This window comes from Chryseobacterium sp. MIQD13, assembly GCF_050496705.1.
GTDB lineage: Bacteria > Bacteroidota > Bacteroidia > Flavobacteriales > Weeksellaceae > Chryseobacterium.
The window spans coordinates 413,574-425,716 of sequence record NZ_JBNWAF010000002.1 but is presented as its reverse complement, the minus strand read 5'-3'; the positions used below and the strand labels follow the sequence as shown (position 1 = coordinate 425,716).

Sequence of the window (12,143 nt, the reverse complement as noted above, 5' to 3'; positions counted from 1 at the left end):
GTATTCTGTTTATTACGGATGCGTTAATAGCGGTGAATTAAAAGAATATACGAATGAAATTTTTTAATATAGAAAAAACCTCTGAAGGAAAAGCAAGAGCAGGAGAGATCACTACAGATCACGGGAAAATCCAGACTCCTATCTTTATGCCTGTAGGAACTGTAGCAAGTGTGAAAACGGTTCATCAGAGAGAATTAAAAGAAGACATTAAAGCGCAGATTATCCTGGGTAACACATACCACCTGTATCTTCGTCCTACTATGGATATTATGCAGGAAGCAGGAGGGCTGCACAAATTTATGAACTGGGATCTTCCTATTCTTACCGATTCAGGAGGTTTTCAGGTGTTTTCACTTTCCAAAAGCAGAAAAATGTCTGAAGAAGGAGTGAAATTCAAATCCCACATCGACGGAAGCTATCATATGTTTACTCCGGAAAAATCTATGGAGATCCAGAGACAGATCGGAGCGGATATTTTCATGGCTTTTGATGAATGTACTCCTTATCCTTGCGAATATAACCAGGCCAAAACATCCATGGAGCTTACCCACAGATGGCTGAAAAGATGTATTGACTGGACAGAAGAGAATAAAGAGATTTATGGCCATAAACAAAGGCTTTTCCCAATTGTTCAGGGATCTACTTATTCAGATCTCAGGAAAATTTCAGCTGAGGTTATTTCTGAAGCAGGAGCGGAAGGAAACGCAATCGGAGGACTTTCTGTAGGAGAACCGGAAGAAGAAATGTACAGAATTACGGACGAAGTAACCGATATTCTTCCAAAAGACAAACCAAGATACCTGATGGGAGTAGGAACCCCATGGAATATCCTGGAATCTATTGGTTTGGGAATTGATATGATGGATTGCGTAATGCCTACCAGAAATGCAAGAAATGCAATGCTTTTCACATGGCAGGGTGTAATGAACCTTAAAAATGAAAAATGGAAACGTGACTTTTCCCCTCTGGACGAGTTTGGAACAAGTTATGTAGACAGAGAATATTCAAAAGCATATTTACGTCATTTATTTGTGTCAAAAGAATATCTTGCAAAACAGATTGCGTCCGTACATAATCTGGCATTTTATTTAGACCTTGTGAAAATGGCGAGAGAGCATATTGTGGCAGGCGATTTCTACGAATGGAAAAAATCTATAGTACCGGTTCTTAGACAGAGACTTTAAAATAGAGAAGATCATGATCAAAATTATAGACAGATATATCATTAAAAAATACCTTGGAACATTCAGTTTCATGCTGATATTGCTGTCTATAGTGGTACTGGTAATTGATGTACAGCAAAAAATTCCAAGAATTGAAAATGCAAAAGCATTAGATCCCAAGCTGGATTTAATGTATTTCCTGATCAATTTCTATCCATTCTGGATCATTAATCTTGTGGTGACATTCCTCTCCATTTTGGTGTTTATTTCCGTGATTTATTTCACATCCAGAATGGCAAATAATACGGAGATTGTTGCTGTTATCAGTAGTGGAGCCAGTTTTCACAGGTTTGCCAAACCTTATCTGTATACTTCCCTTTTTATTGCTATGATATCGCTTGTGGTGAACCATATGGTGCTTCCGTGGGCAAATATCAAGAAAAATCAGCTGGAAGCCTATACTTATAACGCTGCAAACAAAGAAAAAATACTTGGGACAGGCCCTGCGTCTGCCCAGTTCAGCAAAACAGAATATATTTTCGTAAACTCCTGGAATAAAAGAGAGGCCCGGGGCTCGGGGTTTGTATATCAGAAATTTGATAAAAACAGAAAGATGATCTACGAGCTTAAAGCATCCGAAGTATATTGGGATAAAGCTAAAAAGCTGTTTACTCTTACCAATTATTTAGAAAAGACCATCAATAAAGACAATACTGAAAAGCTGGGTAACGGTGTTGAAATGAAAAAAAGTTACGGGCATTCCCCTGAAGAACTCTTTCCGAATGAGCTTCTCGGGCAGAATAAAACAACTCCTGAGCTTATAAAATTTATCGACAGGGAAAAAGAAAAAGGGAACAGCAACCTGAACTCTTATCTTAATGAGTTTCATCAAAGAACCTCAATGCCTGTTTCCATTATTATTTTGACGTTCCTGGCGCTTTCCCTGGCTTCCCAGAAGAAAAGAGGAGGTCTTGGAGTCAATCTTGCAATAGGTATTTCCCTTGCCTTTGTTTTTGTTTTCTCTTTTGAAGCATTAAAAGTGGTTTCGGAGAACAAAAGCCTGTCACCTGCTGTAGCCATGTGGCTGCCTAATATGGTTTTCTTCCCGCTTACCTTGTATCTGTATCTGAAAAGAGCCAATCAGTAAAGAAGTTTGATCTCTTTATGATAGAAAGGCTTTAAACCGTCTTTCTCCAGTTCTATCCAGAGTTCACCCTTTTCGTCAGCATTTCGGATAATGCCATTTTGTCTCTCTTTTTCAATTTCGAAAACCGAGATCTCATCTTTGCGGAATAAATTCCGGTTAAACCGATCAATAATTTCCTGTTCATCCGGAATATTTTTCAGTCTTTCCGATAAATATTCGTGAAGATTCAGGACAAAATCATTCAGATCAAAAGCCTGCCCTGTCTGTGTCAGAAGCGATCCTGCATTTGATATTTCATCAAAATGATCCTGCAAAACATTGAAGCCTGCACCAATAATGAAATAATTATCCTGATTGATCTTTTTCTTTTCAATTAAGATTCCGACGATTTTTTTATTTTTAAGAATAATATCATTCGGCCATTTTATTTTAACGTCATTATCAGTCAAATTGGCAAGAAAGTCCCGGATAATAACTGCGGTATAGTAATTGAATATAAAATCTGAAAGCAGAAAGCCTTGAACTTTAACAGCCAGTGTATAAGCTACATTTTTTTCGGCCGCTGCCGCCCATGTATTTCCGTATTGTCCGCGGCCTTTGGTTTGATTAAATGTGTGTAAAGCCGTAAAATCTGAATTTCCGTAAAGTAAAAACTTAGATATTTCGTCATTAGTAGAAGAACACTCTTTTAAATAAAATAATTGACCCATTTAAGAAAACTTTAAGACTTTAAAGGGCTAAAAGTAAGGCTAAAGTAAAAGAAAAACAATAAATTTGCAGATTATAGATATTTTAATGAATAAAACAGCAGAAAAGCAGGCACTAATAGATAAAATTGTTGAAGCCATCCAGGATGTAAAAGGAGAAGATATCATGATTTTTGATCTTTCGAAAATTGAAAATTCTGTAGCGGAAACTTTTATAATTTGTAGCGGAAACTCAAATACGCAGGTTTCTGCATTGGCAGGAAATGTGGAGAAAAAAGTAAGAAATGATCTTAAAGATAGACCTTGGCATGTAGAAGGTACCGAAAACTCAATGTGGGTTTTGGTAGATTACGTAACAGTGGTAGTGCATATTTTCCAGAAAGAAGTACGTGAGTATTACGATATTGAAGAACTTTGGGGTGATGCAGCAATTACCAAAATAGAATATGAATTTTAAATTTTAAAAAGTATAAATGAACAATAAAGGATTCAACTGGTTTTTTCCAATTGCAATCGTGGCTCTTTTGTTATTTTTCGGTTCCAATTTTTTAGGAGGCGACAGTGCAAAATCTATTGATGAGGATGCTTTCTTTAGGGAAATGCAGGCAGGAAAGGTCCAAAACGTTATCATATACAAAGACACAGAGAAAGCTGATGTTTTCCTTACTAAAGCAGCAAAGACAGCAATGGTCAGTAAAACGGCCAACCAAAGCAATCCTCTTTCTGCATTCGATATGGCTCCAAAAGCAGATTTTTCTGTAAAATACGGAGATCTTCAGCTTTTCCTTCAAAAATTTGACCAGATAAAGGCTGCAGACGCTAATATCAAAACCACAAAAGATTACGGAGCAGGTAAGAACCCGTTCATGGATATCTTGGTTTCAGCATTGATATGGATTGCGATCTTGGGACTTTTCTATTTCCTTCTTTTCAGAAAGATGGGCGGCGGCGGAGGCCCTGGAGGACAAATTTTCTCTATCGGGAAATCTAAAGCGAAGCTTTTTGACGAAAAAGAAAGAATTCAGGTGACATTTAAAGATGTTGCAGGTCTTGAAGGTGCAAAAGAAGAAGTACAGGAAGTTGTGGATTTCCTTAAAAACTCTGAAAAATATACCAAACTGGGAGGTAAAATTCCTAAAGGAGTTCTGCTTGTAGGCCCTCCGGGAACAGGTAAAACATTATTGGCTAAAGCCGTTGCTGGTGAAGCTAAAGTACCGTTTTTCTCCCTTTCAGGTTCAGATTTCGTAGAAATGTTTGTGGGAGTAGGTGCATCAAGAGTTAGAGACCTTTTTGCCCAGGCAAAAGCCAAATCTCCGGCTATTATCTTTATTGATGAGATTGATGCTATCGGACGTGCAAGAGGAAAGAATAATTTCTCAGGAGGAAACGATGAAAGAGAAAATACCCTTAACCAGCTTCTTACAGAAATGGATGGGTTCGGAACAGACGTTAACGTAATTGTAATGGCTGCTACCAACAGAGCTGATATCCTTGATAAAGCTTTAATGAGAGCCGGACGTTTCGACCGTTCAATCTACGTAGACCTTCCTGAATTACACGAAAGAAGAGAAATATTCGACGTTCACTTGAAGAAAATCAAGCTGGATGAAAATGTTGACAGAGATTTCCTTGCAAAACAAACCCCTGGATTCAGTGGAGCAGATATTGCAAACGTATGTAACGAAGCAGCCCTTATCGCAGCAAGAAACAGTCATACCTCAGTTACAAAACAGGATTTCCTTGATGCTGTAGACAGAATCATCGGGGGGCTTGAAAAGAAAAATATGGCCATCAAACCTTCTGAAAAGAAAAGAGTGGCTTATCACGAAGCAGGACACGCTACGATCTCATGGTTGGTAGAACATGCAGCACCGCTTTTAAAAGTGACTATCGTTCCGAGAGGGCGTTCCTTAGGAGCAGCATGGTATCTTCCTGAAGAAAGACAGCTGACAACTACTGAACAGATGCTGGATGAATTATGTGCGACTTTAGGAGGTAGAGCAGCAGAGCAGGTTATTTTTAACAATATTTCAACAGGCGCTTTGTCTGATCTGGAATCAGTAACGAAAAGAGCTCAGGCAATGGTTACGATCTATGGTCTAAGCCCGAACATTGGTAATATTTCTTACTATGACAGTTCAGGCCAGTCTGAATACTCTTTTGGAAAACCTTATTCTGAAGAGACGGCAAAGAAAATTGATGCAGAGATCAAAGCGATCATTGAAAACCAATATGAAAGAGCCGTAAGAATTCTGGATGAAAATAAAGATAAACTTGATGCTCTTGCCAACAAGCTTCTGGAAAAAGAAGTAATCTTCCGCGAAGATCTTGAAGATATTTTCGGAAAAAGAGCCTGGGATCCTGAACTGACAGAAAAACCTGTTACGAATACCATCCCGAAAAAGGAGATTGAAACCCCGGTAATACCGGAAATTAAAGAGAAAGAAGAAGACAGCGAAATTCAGGCTCCTGAGAGTCCTTCACAGCTTTAAAGCTCTTTAAAACAGAATATATGAAACCTGACAGTCTTAGAATTGTCAGGTTTTTTCATAATTTAAGGACTATTTTTAGAATCTATTGTAATTTATTTTCTATTTTTGTATAAAGTTGACTAAAAATAGATTAAGTTGAATTTATTCAAGAAGATTGTAAGCAAACTTACCAACCAGCCTGAGGAAGAGGAGAAACAGAGTCTGGAGAAGCTCGGGGATTCGCTGAAAAATGCAGATCTTGACTATAAGTTTGCGCAGTTGTTTACGCATTCAGGGGGATTTTTTAATTATTGTGCAGATGAAGCGGAGGCTCTACAAACTTTAAATCAGATTATCAAAATAGAGGGAATCAGCAATGTTTTCTGTTGGGACAAGGAGCTTCAGAGCTTTTTAAATGTTGTAAAAACACCTTTTACCCCCGAAATGGAGCATTCCAATGATGCTGCTTTCATTACCTGCGAATATCTTATTGCCTACGATGGCAGAATCATGCTTTCACACAACAATATCCTGCATTACCATTCTTCAAGATTACCTGGCAAAATCATTATTATGGCCAATGTATCCCAAATAGTGAACAATCTTAACGATGCAATGGGAAAAATAAAAAGAAACGGGAATATCAAGAATCTTACTTCAATCAGTGGAGGGCAGTCGAGTTTAGATACCTCTTCCAATACGAATACAAAACTGTTTCTATTGCTGCTTGAAGATTAAGCATCAACTTATAAATTATACATTTTGGACAAAAACCTTATTCAGAGAACCATTTCCGGACTTGTTTACGTTGCCGTTATCATTCTTTGCACAACACCGCTGGGCGCCCAGCTCATCAACAAAATTCATCCGGACCTTATCAGACAGGAATATCTGTATCACGGGCTGATTAGTCTTTTGCTGCTGGTAGGTACATGGGAATGTATAAAGATCATGAAATTCGGGAAAGGCTATGAAAAAGGGCTTGTACTACCGCTGGTTATTTTTATCTACTATGTTTTTTCCAAAAGGTATTTCCATCACGATTTCTTTTTCGATTTCAGGCTGAATGAAATACTCGCTATTTCCCTGATCGTTATTGCAGTGGTTACTTTGTTCAAATATCCCAACGAATTATATTTTGACAGCGGAAAGCTGATATTTACAGTAATCTATGTGGCACTGCCATTCAGCTTTGCATTAGGTTTGCCTAAATTTTCAAGTTTTGACGGTACTTTCTCGCTGGAAGTACTTTTCCTGTTTATCCTCATATGGAGCAGTGATACTTTTGCTTATCTCACCGGAAAGTTTTTCGGAAAGCATAAAATGGCCCCGAAAATCTCTCCGAAGAAAACCTGGGAAGGATATGCGGGAGGAGTTGTCTTAACGTTAGTTTTATCCTACTTTATAGAGCAGTATCAGCCCGAACTTCGCGGGAACTGGATGGTGGTTGGTTTCCTTGTAGCTGCATTTGCTCCGCTGGGTGATCTTGTGGAGAGCCAGCTTAAAAGAAATTTTGGTGTAAAAGACAGCGGAAACATCATTCCGGGGCATGGAGGAGTGCTGGACAGGCTGGATAGTTTTTTAATCTGCGTTCCTGTCGTATATTTGTACTTTATTTTAGAAAAATTTATTTAATCTCATGAAATTACATAAGGAGTCAAAAGGAACGATTACCGTAGCGACAATACTGTTTATTATAATAAGTGTGTTGGCTATTTATTTTCTTAAAATGTGGTCGTTACTGATCATTATGCCATTATTGGTTGTTTACAGTTTAGTATTTTGGTTTTTCAGGGTTCCGGACCGTAATATACTTGAGCACAGAGAAAATGTGATTGCTCCGGTAGACGGGAAGGTGGTTATGATCAAAGAAGTGGATGAAACTGAATTTCTGAAAGAAAAAGCTATTCAGGTTTCTATCTTCATGTCACCTCTTAACGTTCATATTTGCAGATACCCGGTTTCTGGGAAAGTGATTTACAAAAAATATCACCCTGGAAAATATCTTGTAGCATGGCATGAAAAATCATCTACCGAGAATGAAAGAACTACGGTTGCCGTGGAAACAGCTACCAATCATAAAGTGGTATTCAGACAGATTGCAGGATATGTGGCGAGAAGGATTGTTTTCTACTGTAATGAAGGAGATCAGGCAAAAGCCGGCCATGAATTCGGTTTTATTAAATTCGGTTCCAGAATGGACGTATTTCTGCCTTTGGATACGGAAATCATCTGTAAGATCGGTGATATTACAAAAGGTGGTTTGGATGTGATTGCCAGAATGAAGGACTAATATCAGTATTTTAAAATATATTATGAAGAGAAAGCGAAAGCTTTCTCTTTTTTGTTTTTATCATGTATCTGCCGTTTAAAATCGTTTTAATGCCTGTAATCCTTCCTGTATATGAGTTTTTATACTCATGCGTAGCATTGAGTAGGGTAGTTCTGATATGAATATGTGCGTTGTTGATAATTTTGCACCACGATAACAATAGTTTATATTTTTCGATCAAAGATAAAAACCGATGAAGAATGAATTTAAAAAGTATACACATTGGAAAGCTCATATATGAGCGGGTTAATGAACTTCGTATGCCTGTTGGCAGAATTGAGAAGTTTATGAAGTGCAGTGAGGAAGAAATTGAACAGATGTACCAGGAAAGTAGTATTGATACCTTTTTCTTATTAAAATGGAGCAAATTACTGGAGTATGACTTTTTCAGATTATATAGCGGACATTTGATTCTTTATGCTCCTCCGGCCAGAACTCATAGTATTTCTAAGGGAAAAGACTCTTTGCCTGCCTTTAGGAAACATATTTATACCGAAGAGGTAAAGAACTTTATACTGGAGAAAATTGCCAACAAAGAGATGACTCTGAATGAGGTGATCCTGAAATACAGAATCCCAAAGACGACGCTCTACACTTGGATTAAAAAATCATAAAAGAGATGGGACCAAATTATAAACAAATATATACTGATATTATTGAGGAAAAATTTCCCAATAAAGCTGATGATTTCAAGATCATACGAAGAATTGAGGCTATTAATAGTGTAATAGACATTATCGCATTAAATACATTGATTTTTGGTGAGCAGGAGTTTTCAATCCATTGCAGAAACCAAAAACTTCGATCCTATGATCATCAATCCATTGTGAATATCCTCGAATATCAGAAAAAAAACAGGCTTAATAATACAGAAACGGCTAATCATTTCAGCATGAGCCGTAATACCATTTCAAAATGGAAACGTATTTTCAAAGTATAATATAATCTGCTTTAATAGGTATATGGACTTTTTTATCACAAAAAAGGAGTCTCTGTTTCATTATATTTTTCTGCCTTCAGTGTATCTTCTTGTGATTCTTTCAAGATAAAATCCTGATTTTTCCTTTTTCTTCTTGTCTGTCTTTATTTATGATAAGGGTATATTCATTCGTGTTTTTCAATAAATAGGGATATATGATGATTATATTCTAATGAAAAATAGATTTTATTGAAAATTATTTAATGTTTGAATCTTAATAATTCCTAAATTTATATGTCCAAATATCTACCTGTGTATTTTAGTTGGTTCACATTTCAAAACGTTTTAGAATATGATAAGCAAGATTTTTAAAATAATTAACAGTGAAGATGAGGTATTTGATAATGATTTTGATCATAATTATGTAAAACTGATCAATCGTTACCTTATATTTCTTTTTTTATTGTTCTTATTTTATTCGGTATTTATTATACTTTTTTTTGGAGATGCTGTAAGTTCTACGTTTCTCATCTTTATTACTGGCTTTTGGTTTTTTTTAATATTCCTCAAGGGAAAAATCAGCAAATTCAGGAAGGTTTTAAAAGTAACAATCATTGCAGTTTTTATAATACTCACGCTTATTGTAAGCTTTTTCTATGTCTATACTTCAAGGGATGCCGGTGTTGAATATTTTTATTTTTCACTTTTGTTTGCGTTACCTTTTTATTTCGATTACAGAGAAGATTATCGTCTTATACTGGCTATTGTAATCATTATTGCCTTGAACTTTATCGGCTGTCTGTTTCTCGAACTGAATTTTTTACCAAAAAGTGAGTATATAAAGAAAGAAGACTTTAAAATAATCCGGTTACTCAATATTATTTTTTCTTTTACTACATTTTTGATAGATGCATTCTTCATATATCAGAAAGATAAACTCATTAATGGCTTAATGAGAGAAACAGAGATCAAGGACTCAACTATTGAAGACCTGCTAAAAGCCAATAATGAATTAATGAAACAGCAGATTATTACGAATAACCTGACCGAAGATAATATTGCCGAGATTTTAGAACTGGCAGATATGGATTCACCTCTTTTTTTAGATAAATTTCAGGCTTATTTCCCGGATTTTATGCCCAATCTTTTAAATATCAATTCAGGACTGATCAGTTCAGAAATACATATCTGTGCATTAATGAGACTGAATTTCGATACCAAAAAAATTGCTTTATGTACAAACAGTAGTGTAAGAGCAATTGAAAGCAGAAAATACAGAATAAGAAAAAAATTGGATATACCTTCTGAGATTAACATTAACAATTTCATACTCAAGATATAGACCTGTTATTCTGAGTTTTTCTACTCGTGCGTAGTGTTGCGTAGTCATATTTTAGTGGTGCACAAGTGGCTTTAGATAACTTTGCAACTCGTTAAATCAAAAAGATTCTAAGGAAATGTAATTTTCTTGATTTAACGAAATACAGAAAGTTAAAACAACAAGTGCTAAAATAAATTAAAAAATGATGACAAAATCTACAAAAATTCAAATCAGAACAATGATTCTGGCTTTGTTTCTGGTTTTTGGGGAGTTTTACTCGCAAATTAATAACGGAGCGGTCGGTATCAATACTGCATCCCCTAATGCAAACAGTGTTCTGGATGTAGTATCCGGCAATAATAACAAAGGAATACTTATTCCCCGCCTTACGGAGGCTCAAAGAGATGGTATTGCAATAAATCCAGCAAAGGATGATGGTCTTACCATCTTCAATACCACTGAAGATTGCTACAATTACTGGAGTCTGGCAGACAACGAATGGAAAAGTGTCTGCGGCCAGATAGGAAAGTCTGTTTTTACCATAGACTGTGCAAATACTAAAGCAATGGGTACATACATACAGGGTAAAGAGCTTACAGCATCCAACTACCTTAGTGTTACCGTAAACGTTACTAAAATTGGAAACTATACCATTACAGGAACTACTACAAATGGATATAATTTTTATGGAACAGGTGTTTTCTTAAATACTGGAATTCAGACGGTACAGATTCCCGGTCAGGGTACACCTGGTGCTGTACAGGTTGATACGGTACAGCTTTCTGCAAACGGTGTAGATGTAAGCTGTACAGTAAGTGTTAATGTATTGAGCTCTGCAGGAACTTATTCTATGTCTTGTGGTAGTGCTATTGTGAATGGAGTATATAAAAAAGGGACAGCTTTGGCAGCTAGTAATACAATTACATTACCGGTGGTTGTAACTTCTCTTGGAAGCTACTCAATAACGACCAATACTGTAGACGGAATTTCTTTCAGTGGATCAGGTACGTTTACAGCTACAGGAAATCAGACTGTAACTCTATCAGGTACAGGTACTCCGACTTCTACTGCAGATAAAGTGTTAACTATTACGTCTAACAGTGCGGATGGTGCTGCAACATGTAATGTAACAGTAGTAATGACAATTCCTGTAAAAAAGATTTTACATATTGGTGCTGAAACGGCTTATGGATACAGTGCATATACAGGACCATCAAGAAGCTTGATGGATTCTCCTACCAACTTCGGAACTACAGCCACAAGTGTTGTAAAATCTGCAGGATATACACATACTTCATTAGGAGCAGCTCCTTCCAATGCAACATTATTGACATCTTTAAACAGTAAGCCGGATATTGTAATTATAGGGTATCCTTATACACCAGACGCTACTGCTGCAGGATATATTGCTAATTATTTGAATAATAAAGGAGTGGTAATCGCATTTGAAGATGATACCCCTTCTTCTCAAAACGTAATGAGAGCTATCTTCTCAGATCCAACAATTTCTGCAAGTACCGGAGGTGGTGCAGGTTCAGTATATGCATTGGTAAATACAAATGATCCGATACTAAACGGACCTTTTGGAGATGTGAGAGGTAAGAACTGGGGGGAAGATGCTTCCACGACTATTAACTTATCAGGATTAACAAGTGGTTTTATCCCATACAGCTACGCACAGCCTATAAACAGTACAACTACAAGAACCGGGATCTCAGGATTAAGACATTCATCACTTAATTTCATCTGGTTCGGGGATGGTGGATTCTTAAGTAATGAAATTGCAGCTGGAACACCATATCCGAGTAATACAATAGAACCATTCGTTGCTCCGAGTTCAGGAGGATATTTTCCGGTACAGAAAGCAACTTATGGAGCTGCAGGTAATGGGTATTCAGCAGGAAGTATGCAGGTACAAAATTCAATTTTGTTTGCCAATATGTTAGCATGGGCTATTAAACAGGCTGAGACCAACGGAATCAACACACAATAAAATGGCGGCTATATTTCCCGATAGTTTAACATTCTAAAAACACAAATGATATGTAAAACACCGATGTTATTTCGACATTGGTGTTTTACA

The 12,143-nt window shown here is 36.7% G+C and carries 12 protein-coding genes; 11 read left to right on the top strand and 1 reads right to left on the bottom strand.

Annotation, left to right across the window (positions count from 1 at the left end; all coding sequences use genetic code 11):
- Positions 1-53 precede the first annotated feature (53 nt).
- Positions 54-1,184, top strand: coding sequence for a tRNA guanosine(34) transglycosylase Tgt (gene tgt / locus ACQWU4_RS08995; RefSeq protein WP_429935434.1), 1,131 nt, complete (start codon positions 54-56; stop codon positions 1,182-1,184).
- A 16-nt stretch (positions 1,185-1,200) separates the two neighbouring features.
- The gene (locus tag ACQWU4_RS08990; protein WP_429936040.1) at positions 1,201-2,310 is read left to right on the top strand and encodes an LptF/LptG family permease; all 1,110 of its coding nucleotides are present in this window, start codon (positions 1,201-1,203) and stop codon (positions 2,308-2,310) included.
- Here ACQWU4_RS08990 and ACQWU4_RS08985 read toward each other — a convergent pair.
- The gene (locus ACQWU4_RS08985) at positions 2,304-3,020 is read right to left on the bottom strand and encodes a biotin--[acetyl-CoA-carboxylase] ligase (protein WP_429935433.1); all 717 of its coding nucleotides are present in this window, start codon (positions 3,018-3,020) and stop codon (positions 2,304-2,306) included. The genes ACQWU4_RS08990 and ACQWU4_RS08985 overlap by 7 nt on opposite strands.
- Before the next feature lie 85 nt (positions 3,021-3,105).
- Between ACQWU4_RS08985 and rsfS the strand changes: the two genes are divergently transcribed.
- The 9 genes from rsfS (at position 3,106) to ACQWU4_RS08940 (ending at position 12,053) form a co-directional block, all read left to right on the top strand.
- Positions 3,106-3,474, top strand: coding sequence for a ribosome silencing factor (gene rsfS / locus ACQWU4_RS08980; RefSeq protein WP_429935432.1), 369 nt, complete (start codon positions 3,106-3,108; stop codon positions 3,472-3,474).
- Positions 3,475-3,490: 16 nt separating this feature from the next.
- Positions 3,491-5,509 carry an ATP-dependent zinc metalloprotease FtsH gene (gene ftsH, locus ACQWU4_RS08975; RefSeq protein ID WP_429935431.1) on the top strand — a complete coding sequence of 673 codons (2,019 nt, stop codon included), beginning with the start codon at positions 3,491-3,493 and terminating at the stop codon, positions 5,507-5,509.
- 135 nt (positions 5,510-5,644) lie between these two features.
- Positions 5,645-6,226, top strand: a complete 582-nt coding sequence (locus ACQWU4_RS08970) for an LUD domain-containing protein (protein ID WP_429935430.1) — start codon at positions 5,645-5,647, stop codon at positions 6,224-6,226.
- A 24-nt stretch (positions 6,227-6,250) separates the two neighbouring features.
- Complete coding sequence (locus tag ACQWU4_RS08965) at positions 6,251-7,123, top strand: phosphatidate cytidylyltransferase (protein ID WP_429935429.1); 873 nt, start codon at positions 6,251-6,253, stop codon at positions 7,121-7,123.
- A gap of 4 nt (positions 7,124-7,127) precedes the next feature.
- Complete coding sequence (locus ACQWU4_RS08960) at positions 7,128-7,781, top strand: phosphatidylserine decarboxylase family protein (protein WP_429935428.1); 654 nt, start codon at positions 7,128-7,130, stop codon at positions 7,779-7,781.
- 239 nt (positions 7,782-8,020) lie between these two features.
- The gene (locus tag ACQWU4_RS08955) at positions 8,021-8,434 is read left to right on the top strand and encodes a transposase (RefSeq protein WP_429935427.1); all 414 of its coding nucleotides are present in this window, start codon (positions 8,021-8,023) and stop codon (positions 8,432-8,434) included.
- Positions 8,435-8,439: 5 nt separating this feature from the next.
- Positions 8,440-8,760, top strand: a complete 321-nt coding sequence (locus ACQWU4_RS08950; RefSeq protein ID WP_429935426.1) for a helix-turn-helix domain-containing protein — start codon at positions 8,440-8,442, stop codon at positions 8,758-8,760.
- A 331-nt stretch (positions 8,761-9,091) separates the two neighbouring features.
- Positions 9,092-10,081 (top strand): helix-turn-helix transcriptional regulator, encoded by a 990-nt coding sequence (locus ACQWU4_RS08945; RefSeq protein ID WP_429935425.1) that lies wholly within the window; start codon positions 9,092-9,094, stop codon positions 10,079-10,081.
- A 181-nt stretch (positions 10,082-10,262) separates the two neighbouring features.
- On the top strand, positions 10,263-12,053 hold the full coding sequence (locus ACQWU4_RS08940; protein ID WP_429935424.1) for a hypothetical protein: 1,791 nt from the start codon (positions 10,263-10,265) through the stop codon (positions 12,051-12,053).
- Positions 12,054-12,143 lie beyond the last annotated feature (90 nt).